Source organism: Acidiphilium sp. JA12-A1, assembly GCF_000724705.2.
In the GTDB taxonomy this organism is placed as follows: Bacteria; Pseudomonadota; Alphaproteobacteria; order Acetobacterales; family Acetobacteraceae; genus Acidiphilium; species Acidiphilium multivorum.
Map to the genome: position 1 here is coordinate 1 of NZ_JFHO01000090.1, position 14,962 is coordinate 14,962.

The 14,962-nt window shown below is 69.9% G+C and carries 10 protein-coding genes, 1 tRNA gene and 2 pseudogenes; 2 read left to right on the plus strand and 11 right to left on the minus strand.

The annotated features are described in order from the left end of the window. Window positions 1-1,158: 1,158 nt before the first annotated feature. From RT91_RS15525 to RT91_RS15570, 10 genes are all read right to left on the minus strand, one after another. Window positions 1,159-1,233: transfer RNA gene (locus RT91_RS15525), tRNA-Val, on the minus strand. A 62-nt stretch (window positions 1,234-1,295) separates the two neighbouring features. Then, on the minus strand, window positions 1,296-2,063 hold the full coding sequence (locus tag RT91_RS15530) for an SDR family NAD(P)-dependent oxidoreductase (protein ID WP_035188253.1): 768 nt from the start codon (window positions 2,061-2,063) through the stop codon (window positions 1,296-1,298). 35 nt (window positions 2,064-2,098) lie between these two features. Then, complete coding sequence (locus RT91_RS15535; RefSeq protein WP_035188256.1) at window positions 2,099-3,820, minus strand: AMP-binding protein; 1,722 nt, start codon at window positions 3,818-3,820, stop codon at window positions 2,099-2,101. Window positions 3,821-3,861: 41 nt separating this feature from the next. Continuing rightward, on the minus strand, window positions 3,862-4,761 hold the full coding sequence (gene mmsB, locus RT91_RS15540) for a 3-hydroxyisobutyrate dehydrogenase (RefSeq protein WP_035188259.1): 900 nt from the start codon (window positions 4,759-4,761) through the stop codon (window positions 3,862-3,864). Between the two features lie 13 nt (window positions 4,762-4,774). Continuing rightward, on the minus strand, window positions 4,775-5,848 hold the full coding sequence (locus RT91_RS15545; RefSeq protein WP_035188263.1) for an enoyl-CoA hydratase/isomerase family protein: 1,074 nt from the start codon (window positions 5,846-5,848) through the stop codon (window positions 4,775-4,777). Then, window positions 5,845-7,020, minus strand: a complete 1,176-nt coding sequence (locus RT91_RS15550) for an acyl-CoA dehydrogenase family protein (protein WP_007424087.1) — start codon at window positions 7,018-7,020, stop codon at window positions 5,845-5,847. The genes RT91_RS15545 and RT91_RS15550 overlap by 4 nt, the downstream gene beginning before the upstream one ends. Window positions 7,021-7,047: 27 nt before the next feature. After that, window positions 7,048-7,962, minus strand: a complete 915-nt coding sequence (prpB, locus tag RT91_RS15555; protein ID WP_007424086.1) for a methylisocitrate lyase — start codon at window positions 7,960-7,962, stop codon at window positions 7,048-7,050. 10 nt (window positions 7,963-7,972) lie between these two features. Continuing rightward, window positions 7,973-9,124: a 2-methylcitrate synthase gene (gene prpC, locus RT91_RS15560; protein WP_007424085.1), complete on the minus strand. Its 1,152-nt coding sequence runs from the start codon at window positions 9,122-9,124 to the stop codon at window positions 7,973-7,975. Window positions 9,125-9,143: 19 nt separating this feature from the next. Then, window positions 9,144-10,643, minus strand: a complete 1,500-nt coding sequence (locus RT91_RS15565) for an MmgE/PrpD family protein (protein WP_007424084.1) — start codon at window positions 10,641-10,643, stop codon at window positions 9,144-9,146. 124 nt (window positions 10,644-10,767) lie between these two features. Then, complete coding sequence (locus RT91_RS15570) at window positions 10,768-12,408, minus strand: fatty acid--CoA ligase (RefSeq protein ID WP_035188266.1); 1,641 nt, start codon at window positions 12,406-12,408, stop codon at window positions 10,768-10,770. A 118-nt stretch (window positions 12,409-12,526) separates the two neighbouring features. Between RT91_RS15570 and RT91_RS15575 the strand changes: the two genes are divergently transcribed. After that, a complete protein-coding gene (locus tag RT91_RS15575; RefSeq protein WP_013639881.1) occupies window positions 12,527-13,303 on the plus strand; it encodes an SDR family oxidoreductase in 777 nt (258 codons plus the stop codon). A 587-nt stretch (window positions 13,304-13,890) separates the two neighbouring features. Here RT91_RS15575 and RT91_RS22630 read toward each other — a convergent pair. Next, a pseudogene (locus RT91_RS22630) lies at window positions 13,891-14,493 on the minus strand (FAD-binding domain-containing protein); the annotation flags it as partial. Between the two features lie 74 nt (window positions 14,494-14,567). On the opposite strand from RT91_RS22630, the pseudogene RT91_RS15585 reads away from it, so the two are divergent. After that, window positions 14,568-14,962: pseudogene (locus RT91_RS15585) on the plus strand (amidase); the annotation flags it as partial.

Sequence of the window (14,962 nt, forward strand, 5' to 3'; positions counted from 1 at the left end):
GATGCTTTCGGCAGCCGGTCGCGGATACCGTCCGTCACAGCGCGCAGGCGATCCTCTGTGACGCGCCGCGATCCGGGGATCGTCGGGAAGCGCTCAGGAAGACGGTCTCGGTGACCGTGGGAGTGATCATCTCGCGCGGATCGCGCCAACCCTCATGCCAGACCACATGACGGAATCCGGTGCGCCGAATATCGGCGTGGTCATCGGCGCATGCTCATGGAGACGGTCTCGGAACCGTTCATCTCGTGGCGTCCGGGCCGATGATCCAGAGCGCCAGCGGCGCCGAGATGATCTCAGGCGCTCGGGAAGACGGTCCCTGCGACCGTGAGGGTGACCATCGCGCCCTACCTCGCGCGTCCTCCCGCCGGCTCTCGCGCGCCATGACACCGCCGCTCCGGTTCCTCGCGGCACCGGTGTCGAGACGGTCAAGGCGCTCCCGCAAGACGATCTGGGTGATGGTGTGGATGAGCATCTCTCGGATCGATCCGGCCTCTCGGGCGACGCCATGTCGGAATCCGATGCGCCGAACATCCTCGCGATTATCGACGTGCGCATCGCGTGCCGATGGACACGGCCGAAGGACGGCTCGCGGGACCGTTCAGCGGCGAGCATCCGGCTTGATGATCCAGAGCGCCAGCGGCGCCGAGATCATCTCCTGCGCTCGGCCGACGGTCTGGATGACCGTGGGGATGACCTTCCTCCCACGTGCCGCGCGCGACCCAGTGCCGGCAGTCGCGACGCCACGGTCGACGCTCGCCGCAGCGGTCCAGAGACGGTCAAGATGCGCCCGACAGGCGGTCTGGGTGACCGTGGGGATGACCGTTCCGCCGCATTCTGCCGTCCGTAACCGCCCCTACCGAGCCTCACGACGGCGTGATCTATAGGCTGCGCCTGCTCGCTGGTTGCTCGCTGGCTGGTTCCTACCGCCGGTACCTGCGACCGAGTCGTGCCAGCCGAGGCGCCTCGAACGACCGTCCCCGAGACCTATCCCACCATCTCGGACATCACCTCGATGCCGCTGCTCGCTCCGCTTCCCATCGGCTGAGAACCGCAGGAAACAAGGCGTGCGTCGCTCGCTGTGTGCTCGCTGAACAGCCTCAAAGCCGGAGGTACAACCGGGCCGTCTTCGAGAAAACGGTGTGATTTCAGGGATTTGAGTGGTGGGCGCGACAGGGATTGAACCTGTGACCCCTGCCATGTCAAGGCAGTGCTCTCCCGCTGAGCTACGCGCCCGCCGTTGCGGTGCGACGGGTATTACAGGCCGCCGCCCCGCGATGCAAGAGGGCCGGAGCCGGTCAGCGCGGCGCCATCCGCAGCGCGCCGTCCAGCCGGATCGTCTCGCCGTTCAGCATGGTGTTGCCGATGATATGGCACACCAGCGCGGCGTATTCCGCCGGCCGCCCGAGCCGCGGCGGAAACGGCACGGCGGCGCCGAGGGCGCGCTGCGCCTCGTCCGGCAGGCCGGCCATCATCGGGGTTTCGAACACGCCGGGCGCGATCGTCATCACCCGGATACCGCTGCGCGCCAGTTCCCGCGCCAGCGGCAGCGTCATGCCGGCCACCCCGGCCTTCGAGGCGGCATAGGCGGCCTGGCCGATCTGCCCGTCGAACGCCGCGATCGAGGCGGTGTTCACGATCACCCCGCGCTCGCCGCCCTCATCCGGCGCCCCCTCCGCCATCGCCGCGGCGGCGAGCCGGATCATGTTGAACGTGCCGATGAGGTTCACCGAAATCACCCGCGCGAACCGCTCGAGCGAGGCCGGTCCCTCGCGCCCCAGCACCTTCTCGCCCAGCACGATTCCGGCGCAGTTCACCAGCCCGTGCAGCCCGCCGAACGCCGCCCGCGCGGCCGCCACCGCGGCCTCCGCCTGGCCGGCATCCGTCACATCGGTCCGCACGAATCGCGCGGCGGCGCCGAGTTCGGCCGCGAGCGCCATGCCCGGCGCCTCGGCCACATCCGCCAGCACCACGCGCCCGCCCTGCGCCACCAGCGCCCGCGCCGCGGCGGCGCCAAGCCCGGAGCCGCCGCCGGTGACCAGAAACACCCTGTCGCGAATGTCCATTTTTGCTCCGCCCCGTCAGATTGCCCGGCGCGCCATCACGCCGGGCCGCCGCCCTCGCCCGAGGCCAGCTCCGGAAACGCGCTCTCGGCGAAGCGCACCACCTCGCCCGCGAGCCCGGCCTCGCCGCCCGCCTCGCCGCGCCGCAACTGCACACGCCGGATCTTCCCCGAAATCGTCTTCGGCAGGTCGGTGACGAACACGATCTCGCGGATGCGCTTGAACGGCGCCAGCCGCGCCCGCGCATGCCGGAAGATCGACAGCGCCGTGGCCCGGTCCGCCGCCACCCCCGGCACCAGCGCGACATAGGCGACCGGCACCGAAAGGCGGATCTCGTCCGGCTTCGGCACCACCGCCGCCTCGGCGACGCTTCCGTGCTCGATCAGCACGCTCTCCAGCTCGAACGGGCTGATCCGGTAATCCGACGACTTGAACACGTCATCCGCCCGGCCGACGAAGGTGAGATAGCCGTCGGCGTCGATCTGCGCGACATCGCCGGTCCGGTAATAGGCGCCGTCGGTGCCGCGCAGCGCGCCGGTCTCGGCGTCGACATAGCCGCGCATCAGCCCGGCCGGCCGCGCCGCGCCAAGCGGCAGCGCCACCTCGCCCTCGGTCACCGAATCGTTCGCCTGGTCGAGTATGGCGATGCGGTAGCCCGGCAGCGGCCGGCCCATCGACCCCGGCTTCACCGCCTGGCCGGGCGAATTGCCGATCTGCGCGGTCGTCTCGGTCTGGCCGTAGCCGTCGCGGATCGTCAGCCCCCACATCGCCCGCACCCGGTCGATGATCTCGGCGTTCAGCGGCTCGCCGGCGCAGGCCAGCTCGCGCAGCGCCACCTTCCATTGCGCGAGATCGTTCTGGATCAGCAGCCGCCAGACCGTCGGCGGCGCGCACAGCGTCGTCACCCCGCAGCGGACCAGCGTATCGAGCAGCGCCTTCGCCTCGAAGCGCGGCTGGTTGACGATGAACACCGTCGCCCCCGCGTTCCAGGGCGCGAAGAAACTGCTCCAGGCATGCTTCGCCCAGCCCGGCGAGGAAATGTTCAGATGCACATCCCCCGGCCGCAACCCGATCCAGTACATCGTCGAGAGACTGCCGACCGGATAGGAATAATGCGAATGCAGAACGAGTTTCGGCTTCGCCGTGGTGCCCGAGGTGAAATAGAGCAGCAGCGGATCATCCGCCCGGGTCGGCCCGTCCGGCGTGAAATCCGCGCTCTCGCCCTCGGGCGCGTAGGGCGTCCACCCATCCGGCGCGCCGCCGATCGCGATCCGCTGGAACGTGCCGGCCACAGCGTCGAACTTCGCCGCCTGGTCCGCCGTCGTCACCACGAAACGCGCCGCCCCGCGCTCCACCCGGTCCTGCAACTCCTCGGGCGTCAGCAGCGTCGTTGCCGGAATCACCACCGCGCCGAGCTTGATCGCCGCCAGCATCACCTCCCACAACGGCACGATATTGCCGAGCAGCAGGATCAGCCGGTCGCCCCGCCGCACGCCCCGGGCGCGCAGGAAATTCGCCGTCCGGTTCGAGCGGGCCGACAATTCGGCGAAGCTCAGCCGCACATCCTCCCCGCCCGCCGGATCGGCGATCCACAGCGCCGGGCGCCGCGCGCTGCCGGCATCGCGGGCGAGATGCGCATCGAACCAGTCGAGCGCCCAGTTGAAATCCCGCGCCTCCGGCCAGCGGAATCCGGCGGAGGCGGCGGCAAGATCGGTCCGGTGGTCGAGAAGGAACTGCCGCGCGGCGATGAAGTCGGTCATGGACGTTTCCTTTTTTTCTGGTTCCGCGCCTCCCGCGCCGTTCAGGCGGGCTTCGACGCCGCCGAGATCGCCCGGAAGATCGCGGAAAAATCCTCGCCGCCATGCCCTGATTCGGCGAAGGCGGCGTAGATGTCGCGCGCATGGCGGCCGAGCGCGGTCTCGGTGCCGGTCGCCGCCGCCGCCTCCATCGCGAGACCGAGATCCTTCAGCATCAGCGCGGCGGCGAAGCCAGGCCGGTATTCGTGATTGGCCGGGCTCGCCGGCACCGGTCCCGGCACCGGGCAATACGAGGTCAGCGACCAGCACTGGCCCGAGGCGGTGGAGGCCACGTCGAACAGTTTCTGCCGGTCGAGCCCCAGCCGGTCGGCCAGCGCGAAGGCCTCGCTCACCGCGATCATCGAGATGCCGAGGATCATGTTGTTGCAGATCTTCGCCGCCTGCCCGGCCCCGGCGCCACCGCAATGCACGATGCGCCGGCCCATCGCCGCCAGCAGCGGCTCGCCGCGCTCGAACGCCTCGGCGCTGCCGCCGACCATGAAGGTCAGCGTCCCGGCGCTGGCACCGCCCACCCCGCCGGAGACCGGCGCATCGAGCGCAAGCATCCCCCGTCCCGCCGCCATCGCATGCGCGGCGCGGGCGGAGTCGACATCGATGGTCGAGCAGTCGATGAACAGCGTGCCGGCCCGCGCCGCCGGCAGGATACCGTCCGCCGCCTCATAGACCGCGCGCACGATCGGGCCGGAGGGCAACATGGTGATCACTGCATCCGCGTCGCGCGCCGCCTCGGCGGCAAGCTCCACGATCGTCACACCCGCCGCCGCCGCCGCCTCGCGCGCCGCCGGCACGGTGTCGAAGCCGAGCACCGCATGGCCCGCGCGGACCAGATTGGCGGCCATCGGGCCGCCCATATTGCCCAGGCCGATGAATCCGATCCGTGCCATGCGTGTCCTCCTGTCAGGTTGTTAGTGCGTCGAGCCCCAGCTCATCGGCGCCGAGCGGCGCGAAATAGGCATCGAGCGTTTCATCCTCCACGCCATCGAGCGTCGCCGGCTGCCAGCGCGGATTGCGGTCCTTGTCGACGAGCTGCGCCCGCACGCCCTCGACGAAATCATGCGCGGCGACACAGCGCACCGCGACGCGGAACTCGCGGTCGATCGCGGTTTCCACCTTCGCATCGCCCCGCGCCGCGCGCACGAGGCGCAGGCTGAGCTTCACCGAGGTCGGCGACATCCGCCTGATCGTCGCCGCCGCCTCGCGCGCCGCCGGTTCGGCATGCGCCTCCAGCGCCGCGACGATCGCCTCCGCCGTCGGCGCCTTGTAGCAATCGTCGATCCAGGCGCGCTCGGCGAGCAGCGGCGAGTCCGGCGCCGGCGTCGCGAAGGCGGCGATGCAGTCATCGACATCAGCGCCATCCACCAGCGCCGCCAGCGCCGCCGTCAGCGCCGGCAGATGCCGGCTTTCCACGTAATGATCGGCGATGCCGCAGGACACCGCATCGGCGCCGGTCATCCGGTGCGCGGTGAGTGCCGCGTGAATGCCGGTCTCGCCCGGCATCCGCCCGAGCAGGAAAGTGCCGCCGACATCCGGCACGAAGCCGATGCCGACCTCCGGCATCGCCAGCATCGTCCGCTCGGTGACGATGCGGTGCGACCCGTGCGCCGAAATGCCGACGCCGCCGCCCATCACGATCCCGTCCATCAGCGCGACGAAGGGCTTCGGATAATTCGCGATATGCGCGTTCATCCTGTATTCGTCGCCAAAGAACGGAAAGGCGAGGCGTTCGCCGCCGCTCTTCGCCGCGTCGTACAGCGCGCGAATATCGCCGCCCGCGCACAGCCCGCGCTCGCCGCGCCCGTCCACCATCACGAAGGCGACGGAAGGATCGTCCGCCCAGCGCAGCAGCGCCGCGTCGATCGCCACTTCCATGTCGTGCGTCAGCGCGTTCAGCGCCCGCGGCCGGTTCAGGCTGATCCGGCCGACCCTGCCCTCGATCCGGATCTCGACATCCGCGGTCGTCTCCCCGCTCATGCGTTCCGCCCGATGAGGCCGCGCGCGACGATCAGTCTCATGATTTCGTTCGTCCCTTCCAGAATCTGGTGCACCCGCAGATCGCGCACGATCTTCTCGATGCCGTATTCGGCGAGATAGCCGTAGCCGCCGAACAGTTGCAGCGCATTGTTGGCGACTTCGAAACCCGTATCGGTGGCGATCCGCTTCGCCATCGCGCAGCGCCGGGTCGCGTCCGCCTCGCCGCGGTCGAGTGAAGCCGCGGCGGACCACAGGAAGAGCCGCGCCGCCTCCAGCTCGGTCGCCATGTCGGCAAGCCGGAACTGCAACGCCTGGAAATCCTCCAGCCGCCGGCCGAACGCCTCGCGCTCGCCCATGTAGCGCTGCGCCTTCTCTAGCGCCGCCTGCGCGCCGCCGAGCGAACAGGCGCCGATATTCACCCGCCCGCCATCGAGCCCGCTCATCGCGATGCGGAACCCCTCGCCTTCCGCGCCGAGCCGGAACCGTGCGGGAATGCGGCAGGATTCGAACACCACCTGGCGCGTCGGCTGCGCGTTCCAGCCCATCTTCCGCTCGTTGGCGCCGAAGCCAAGCCCCTTCGCATCCTTCGGCACCAGGAACGAGGAAATTCCGCGCGGCCCGGCGCCGCCGCTGCGCGCCATCACCAGATAAAGGTCGGTCGCCCCCGCGCCCGAGATGAACTGCTTGACGCCGTCGAGCACGTAATCGTCGCCATCGCGCACGGCCTTCGTCTTCAGCGCCGCCGCGTCCGATCCCGCCCCCGGCTCGGTCAGGCAGTAGCTGGCGAGATGCTCCATGCTTACCAGCGCCGGCAACACGTCGCGGCGCTGCGCGTCGTCACCGAACCGGTCGACCATCCACGCCACCATGTTGTGGATCGACATGTAGGCCGAAACCGCTGGGCAGCCCGTCGCCAGCGCCTCGAAGATCAGCGCCGCGTCGAGCCGCGTCAGCCCCGACCCGCCGCTCTCCTCGCGCACATAGATCCCGCCCATGCCGAGGGCTGCGCCCTCGCGGATCACGTCGAGAGGAAAGTGCCGCGCCGCGTCCCACTCCAGCGCGTGCGGCGCCAGCCGCTCGTCGGCGAAGCCGCGCGCCATCTCGGCAATCGCGCGCTGCGCCTCGTCGAGCGCGAATTGCGGCGTTGCGTCGGATGGCGTCGTGGCGTTCATCTCTTCCTCCCGAAAGCGGCGTCTCCGTCAGCCGATCGGCGCCGGCACGACGGTCTTGACGATCGTCGCATCCAGCGCCTCGAACCCGGCATAGTCGATGGTCTCGTAGAGCTCGGCGCGCGTCTGCATCGCCTCGACGCAGTTCTGCGCACCGCCATCGCGCCGGATCGCGGCGTAGAGATTTTCCACCGCCTTCGCCGAAACCCGCAGCGAGGTCACCGGCCAGATCACCATCCGGTAGCCCATCTCCTGGAACTCGGCGGCGGTGAAGAACGGCGTGCGGCCGAACTCGGTCATGTTGGCGAGCAGCGGCACGCCCGGCATCCGGCGGGCGAATTCGCGGAACATCTCGGCGTTGTAGAGCGCTTCGGGGAAAATCGCGTCGGCCCCGGCCTCGACATACATCTTCGCCCGCGCCACCGCGCCGTCCATCCCCTCGCTCGCCGCGGCATCGGTGCGCGCGATGATGTAGAGGTTCCGCCGCGCATGCGCCGCCGCCGCCACCTTCGCCGCCATGTCGCGCGCATCGGCGAGCTTCTTGTCGTTCAGATGGCCGCATTTCTTCGGCAGCAGCTGGTCCTCGATATGCACGGCACCCGCCCCGGCATCCTCGAAGCTGCGCACCATGTGCATCACGTTGAGCGCCTCGCCATAGCCGGTATCGCCATCGACCAGCACAGGCAGGCCCGAGGCCCGCGCCACCTGGCGGACGAAGAAGCACACCTCGTCGACGGTGATGATGCCGAGATCCGGCAGCCCCATCGAGGCGGTCATCGCCGCCCCGGAAAGGTAGCACGCCTCGAACCCGGCCCGCATCGCCTGCCGCCCGGCGAGCCCGTTATGCGCGCCCGGAATCTGCACGATCGGCCCGCGCTCGACCAGTTCGCGAAAGCGCAGCCCGGCGGGTCGATCCGGCAGGCCGGATGCTTGCAGATAGCTCATCGAACCCTCCTCAGCCGCGCTTGTCGAGCGGCACGAACTTGCGGTCCTCCGGCCCCACATAGCTGGCCGAGGGACGGATGATCTTGTTGTCGGCGCGCTGCTCCATCACATGCGCGCTCCAGCCGGTGGTCCGCGCGATCACGAAGAGCGGCGTGAACATCGCGGTCGGCACGCCCATCATGTGGTACGACACGGCCGAGAACCAGTCGAGATTCGGGAACATCCGCTTCGCGTCGTGCATGACGCTCTCGATCCGCTCGGCGATGTTGAACATCTTCATCGATCCCGCCTGCTCCGAGAGCGAGCGGGCGACGCGCTTGATCACCACGTTGCGCGGATCGGCGATGGTATAGACCGGATGGCCGAAACCGATGATCACCTCGCGCGCCTCGATCCGCCGGCGAATATCCGCCTCCGCCTCGTCGGGGTCGGCGTAGCGCTTCTGCACCTCGAAGGCGAACTCGTTGGCGCCGCCATGCTTCGGCCCGCGCAGCGCGCCGATGCCGGCGGTGATCGCCGAGTAGATGTCCGAACCCGTGCCGGCGACGACGCGCGAAGCGAAGGTCGAGGCGTTGAATTCATGTTCCGCGTACAGAATGAGCGAGGTGTGCATCGCCCGCACCCAGGCATCCACCGGCCGGCGCCCGTGCAGCAGGTGAAGGAAATGCGCGCCGATCGACTCGTCGTCGGTCTCGACATCGATGCGCCGGCCGTTGGCGCTGTAGTGATGCCAGTAGAGCAGCATCGAGCCGAGCGAGGCGATCAGCCGGTCCGCCACGTCGCGCGCGCCGGCCGGGTTGTGGTCGTGCGCCTCCGGCAGCACGCAGCCCAGGGCGGAGACGCCGCTGCGCATCACGTCCATCGGGTGGGCGGCGGCCGGCAGCGCCTCCAGCACCTTGCGCACCGCATCCGGCAGCCCGCGCAGCGCCTGCAGCTTCGCGAGATAGGCCGAAAGCTCCGCCGCGTTCGGCAGCGTGCCGTGGATCAGCAGATGCGCGATTTCCTCGAAGCTGCACGTCTCGGCGATGTCGAGAATGTCGTAGCCGCGGTAATGCAGGTCGTTGCCGCTGCGGCCGACGCTGCACAGCGCCGTGTTCCCCGCGGCAACCCCCGAAAGGGCGACCGACTTCTTCGGCTTCGGCGCCGTCGTGGTCTCGCTCATGCTGTCTGCTCCTTGCGTCTCAGAAGATGCCCGGCTTGCCCTCGAGCAGCGCGCCCGCGGGCAGGGCGACGTTCAGCCGGTCGAGCTCGCCGGCCGGCAGGCGCGGCAGTTCCTGCACCGCCTCGAGGAAGCGGGCGGCCTCGCGCGGCGAGATGATGCCGTCGGTCAGCGTCTCGAACTTGCGGATGTAATCGGCCCGCTCGAACGGATGCGCGCCCAGCGAATGCGCGTTCGCCACCGCCAGCTCGTCGACCAGCGTGCTGCCATCCTTGAACCGGATCTCGACGCGGCCGCCGAACGCCTTCTCGGCCGGATCGGTGGCGTGGTAGCGGCGCGTCCACTCCGGGTCCTCGGCGGTCTCGATCTTGTGCCACAGCGCCACCGTGTCCGCCCGCCGCGCCCGCTTCGGCGCGTAGCTGTCGACATGGTGCCAGGTGCCGTCCTGCAGCGCGACCGCGAAGATGTACATGATCGAATGGTCGAGCGTCTCGCGGCTCGCCTTCGGGTCCATCTTCTGCGGGTCGTTCGCCCCCGTTCCGATCACGTAATGGGTGTGGTGCGAGGTGTGGATGGTGATCTTCTCGATCGCGTCGAAATTCTCGATCTGCTCGCGCATCCGGAAGGCGAGGTCGATCAGCGCCTGGCTCTGGTATTCGGCCGAGTGCTCCTTGGTGTAGCTGTCCATGATCGCGCGCTTGGCCTCGCCCTTGCCCGGCAGCGGCACGTGATAGACGGCATCCTTGCCGCCCAGCATCCAGGCGATCACGCTGTCCTCGCCCTCATAGATCGGGCTCGGCGCGCCCTCGCCGCGCATCGCCCGGTCCACCGCCTCGATCGCGAGCTTGCCGGCATGGGCGGGCGCGAACGCCTTCCACGAGCTGATCTCGCCCTTGCGGCTCTGCCGCGTGGTGAAGCTGACATGCACCGCCTGCTGCACCGCCTGGAAGATCGTCTCCTGCTTCAGCCCGAGCAGCGCGCCGATGCCCGCCGCCTGCGCCGGGGCGAGATGCGCGATGTGGTCCTTCTTCCATTCGTGCAGGCAGATCGCCCGCACGAGGTTGATCTGGATCTCATACCCCGTCGCGATGCCGCGGATCAGGTCGCGCCCGGAGCGCTCCATTACCTGGCCCACCGCGAGGATCGGCGGAATGTTGTCGCCCGGGTGCGAATAGTCGGCGGCGAGGAAGGTGTCGTGGTAATCGAGCTCGCGCACCGCCGTGCCGTTCGCCCAGGCCGCCCATTCCGGGCTCACCGTCTTGCGCGCCGGCAGGCCGAACACCGTCGCCCCGCCGCGCTTCGCATGGCCGAGCGCCATCGCCCGGGCCGAGACCACCGGCCCGCGATTGACCGAGGCCACCGCCACCGCCGCGTTGTCGATGATCCGGTTGATGATCATCGCCGTCACGTCCTTGTCGACGGCCACCTTGTCCGCCGCCACGCCGGCGATCTTCCACGCCAGCTGGTCGTCGCGCTTGAGCAGGGATTTGGATGGATGAACACGGACTTCGTGAAGTTTCATGGCGGTTGCGCTCGTGGTTGCTGAAGGTGGTTTGGCCCCGCAATAGCCGCTGGACTTCGCAGTCACAAGCGAATTGCGGCAAGTTGGATCGAAGCCGGGACGGCGAATTGCGAAGTCTGCGAACTCACGCCGCCCCTCCGGTGGCGCGCGCGCGCATCGCCTTCTTGTCCAGCTTGCCGACCGAGGTCTTGTCAAGGGTCTCGACCAGATGCACCCGGTCCGGCACCGCGTAGCGCGAGATCGCGCCGGCATCCGCCCGCGCCTGCACATGGCCGCGCAGCGCCGCCTCGTCGGCCTCCATCCCCGCGCGCAGCACGACGAAGGCCACCGGCCGCTCGCCCCAGCGCTCGTCCGCGACCCCCACCACCGCCGCCTCCGACACCGCCGGATGGGTGAGCAGGATCTCCTCCAGCCCGATCGAGGAGATCCACTCGCCGCCGGTCTTGATCACGTCCTTCACCCGGTCGACGATGCGCAGATACCCGTCGGCGTCGATCGTGCCGATATCCCCGGTATGCAGCCACCCGCCCCGCCAGAGCGCCGCCGAGGCCTCCGGGTTGCCGGCATAGCCCGGCGTCAGCGCCGGGGTGCGCGTCACCACCTCCCCGACCGACCTGCCGTCATGCGGCACATCGTTCATCGCCTCGTCCACGATCCGGACCTCGACCAGCGGCCCCGGCAGGCCAGCCGCCATCCGGTAGCCGATCTCCGCCTCGGCGCGATCGGGCAGCCCGTCGAGAATGTCGCCGCGCAGCTGCGCCAGCGTCATCACCGGGCAGGTCTCCGACATGCCGTAGCCGGCGAAGATGTCGATCCCCCGCGCCAGCGCCTGCTCGCAGAGCGGCCGCGGCAGCGCCGAGCCGCCGATCACCACCCGCCAGCGCGACAGGTCGATCGCCTTCGCCGCCGGCGCGTTCAGGATCATGTGCATGATCGTCGGCACGCAGTGCGACACCGTCACCCGCTCCTCGACCAGCAGCCGCAGCACCACCTCCGGCAGGAACCGCCCGACATAGACCTGCTGCATCCCCAGCATCGTCGCCGCATAGGGAAAGCCCCACGCGTGAACGTGGAACATCGGCGTCAGCGGCATGTAGACGTCCTCGCGCGACAGCCCGCCATTCAGCCCGGACATGTTGATTCCGGTCAGCACCATCAGCGTGTGCAGCACGAGCTGCCGGTGGGTGAACATCACCCCCTTGGGCAGGCCGGTCGTCCCCGTCGTGTAGAAGGTCGTCGCCAGCGTGTCCTCGTCGAATTCCGGAAACGCGTCGAGCGGCGCCGTCGCCGCCAGCATCGATTCGTAGTCGCCGGCGAAGCCCTCCGGCACGGCGATATCGTCGTCGCGCATCAGCACCACCTGGCGCAGCTTCGGCAGCCGCTCGCGGATCGCCGCCAGCACCGGCAGGAAATCCGCGTGCACGAACAGGATTTCCGCGCCGGAATGATCGATCGTGTAGGCGATCTGCTCCGGGCTGAGGCGGATGTTCACCATCATCAGAACGGCGCCCGCCATCGGCACCGCGAAATAGGCCTCGAGGTAGCGGTGGCTGTCCCAGTCCATGAAGGCGACGCGCGTGCCCATCCCGGCGCCGAGGTCGCGCAGCACGCCGCCGAAGCGGTGCACGCGGGCGGCGAATTGCGGATAGGTCAGCCGCGTGTCGCCGCGATAGACGATCTCCCGCCGGCTCGCCTGCGCGATCGGCATCTTCAGCAGCTGCCCGATCAGCAGCCGGTAGCGGAACGGTTCCGTCACCTCGGTCATGTCTCGTCTCCTCCAGGTCGCGTCCCCGTTGGCACGGGGGCTTGTGCACCATAGGATAGGCGCGTATCGCGCCCGTCAACCCCGCCCGGAACGGGCCAGCAACGATGAGGAAACCCGAATGACCGCGTTGAAATCCCTGTTCGACCTGACCGGCAAGCGCGCCCTGATCACCGGCGGCTCGCGCGGCCTCGGCCTGCAGATCGCCGAGGCGCTCGGCGAGTTCGGCGCCACCATCGCGATCTCCGCGCGCAAGGAGGACGAGCTGGACGAGGCGGTGAAGCACCTCGCCGGCCTCGGCATCGCCGCCACCGCCCATGTCAGCGACCTCGGCCGGGACGACGGCCCGAAGACGCTGGCCGACGCCGTGCTGGCCTCAGGCCCGGTCGACATCCTGGTGAACAATGCCGGCGCCACCTGGGGTGCCCCGGCGGTCGACGTCACGCCCGAGGCCTGGGCGCGGGTGATGAACCTCAACGTCAACAACCTGTTCTTCCTCACCCAGGCGATCGCCGCGCGCTCGATGATCCCCCGCAAGTCCGGCAAGGTGCTCAACATCGCCTCGATCGCCGGGCTTCGCGGCCATCACCCGGACATCACCGGCACCATCCCCTACAACACCTCGAAGGGCGCGGTGGTGAACATGACCCGCGCGCTCGCCGCCGAATGGGGCCCGCACAACATCACGGTGAACGCGCTCGCCCCCGGCTTCTTCCCCTCGAAGATGACGCGCGGCATCCTCGGCCAGTTCGAGGAAAAGATCCTGGCGAAGACGCCGATGAACAAGCTCGGCAACGACGCCGACCTGAAGGGCGCCGCCCTGCTCTTCTGCTCCGCCGCCTCCGGCCACATCACCGGCCAGATCCTCGCGGTCGACGGCGGCTCCGGCGTGATCTGACCCGCGCTCAGCCCCCGGACGCGGCGGCCACCGCGTCGCCGATCCGGGGGGCGGAAGCCGAAGAACCCGCGCCCCGCATGCGGCCACAAGGCGCGGTCCCAGGCGCGGGCGACGCGCACCGCCCCCACATCCGCCGCCGCCAGCGCCTGCGCGACGGGCCCGATGGGCGGATGCGCGGTCACCACCTTCAGCCGGTGCGCCGCCGCCCAGCCGGCGAGATCGTCCACTTCCAGCAGCACCGGCCGGACGCCGAACCGCGCCGCCGCCCGTCCCATCGCATCCACCAGCGCGCCATGGGCGAAGCCCGCCACCGCCGGCGCCACGCCGCCGCGCGCCCGCGCCTCCGGCATCGCCACCGCCGCCACCGCCCGCACCGTGCAGCCGGCAAGATCGAGCGTCTCCACCGCGCAATCCTCCTCATGCAGCAGCAGCACGACCTCGCCCGAAGGCGGCGGATCGAATTGCGGCGGAAGCGCCGGCCCCGGCCGCACCGCCTCGGTGAGCGGTTCCGCCGCCTCGTCGAGCAGCCCGCGCGGATCGAACCGCCCGCCGGTGAAGCGCGCGATGTTCTCCGCCCGCGCGAGATAGTGCTTGCCCGGCGTGTGCAGCCCCGCCACCCACCGCCACGACAGCGTGTTGGAGGCGATGTCGCCATCCAGCAGGTGGCGGAGAAAGAAATCCGCCCCGAGTTCCCAGGGCAGCCGCAGCGTGAAGATCCAGATCGAGGCGAACCACATCCGCGCATGGTTGTGCAGGTAGTTCCGCGCGACGATCTCCCGCGCCCAGGAATCGAAACAGTCGATCCCGGTCCGCCCGGCGCAGGCATCGTGAAACGCGCGCCGCAGCCCCTCCTCGGTCGCGAGCCGGTTCTCCGCCCGCCGCAGCCCGGCGCGATAGAGATCGTACACGCCGGGCCGCTGCTCCAGCCAGCCCTTCCAGTAGGTCCGCCAGCCGACCTCCTCGATGAATTTCGCGGCCGCCTCGCCATGCGCCGCGAACGCCGCCCGCGCCACCTCCGCCTCGGTCAGCAGCCGGTGCCGCAGCCAGGGCGACAGGCGCGAGACCGCCCCTTTCCGCTCCGGTCCGGGATCGGTATTCCGCCCCGCCGCATAAGCCGCCCCAGCGCGCGGCAGAAAGGCGGCAAGGCGGTCGAGCCCGGCGTCGCGGGTGGGAATCGGTTCGGCATCCATGCCCCGCAAATGGCGCCTCGGCCGCTCTTGGCAATGCCCGCCGGATCGGCCAAACAGACTGACAGGAGGTTTGGGTGGACAAACAGGCCGTGACCAGCGCCGACATCGCCGCCGCCGAGCGCGTTCTCGGCATCGCCCAGACCGGGCCGGAACGCGACCTGCTCGCCGGCGCCCTCGCGGCGCAGATCGACCTGGCCCGCGCCCGCCGCGCCGTCCCGCTCGACGAGCAGCTGGCCCCCGCCTGCGTGTTCGACCCGCGCCTCCCCGGCTTCACGCCGCCGCCGGCGGCACCGCTGCGCCTGCCCGCCGCCGACGCCCTGTTTCCCGGCGACGACGATGCGGCGATCGCCTTCGCCCCCGCCCGCCTTCAGGCGGCGTGGGTCCGCGCCGGGCACCTCACCGCGACCCGCCTGGCCGCCATCTGCCTCGACCGCATCGCCCGGCTCGATCCCGCGATCGGCGCCTTCGC

Coding starts and splice junctions, on each gene's coding strand:
- RT91_RS15530 (WP_035188253.1), bottom strand. CDS start 2,063: ATGGACATTCGCGACAGGGTGTTTCTGGTCACCGGCGGCGGCTCCGGG.
- RT91_RS15535 (WP_035188256.1), bottom strand. CDS start 3,820: ATGACCGACTTCATCGCCGCGCGGCAGTTCCTTCTCGACCACCGGACC.
- mmsB (WP_035188259.1), bottom strand. CDS start 4,761: ATGGCACGGATCGGATTCATCGGCCTGGGCAATATGGGCGGCCCGATG.
- RT91_RS15545 (WP_035188263.1), bottom strand. CDS start 5,848: ATGAGCGGGGAGACGACCGCGGATGTCGAGATCCGGATCGAGGGCAGG.
- RT91_RS15550 (WP_007424087.1), bottom strand. CDS start 7,020: ATGAACGCCACGACGCCATCCGACGCAACGCCGCAATTCGCGCTCGAC.
- prpB (WP_007424086.1), bottom strand. CDS start 7,962: ATGAGCTATCTGCAAGCATCCGGCCTGCCGGATCGACCCGCCGGGCTG.
- prpC (WP_007424085.1), bottom strand. CDS start 9,124: ATGAGCGAGACCACGACGGCGCCGAAGCCGAAGAAGTCGGTCGCCCTT.
- RT91_RS15565 (WP_007424084.1), bottom strand. CDS start 10,643: ATGAAACTTCACGAAGTCCGTGTTCATCCATCCAAATCCCTGCTCAAG.
- RT91_RS15570 (WP_035188266.1), bottom strand. CDS start 12,408: ATGACCGAGGTGACGGAACCGTTCCGCTACCGGCTGCTGATCGGGCAG.
- RT91_RS15575 (WP_013639881.1), top strand. CDS start 12,527: ATGACCGCGTTGAAATCCCTGTTCGACCTGACCGGCAAGCGCGCCCTG.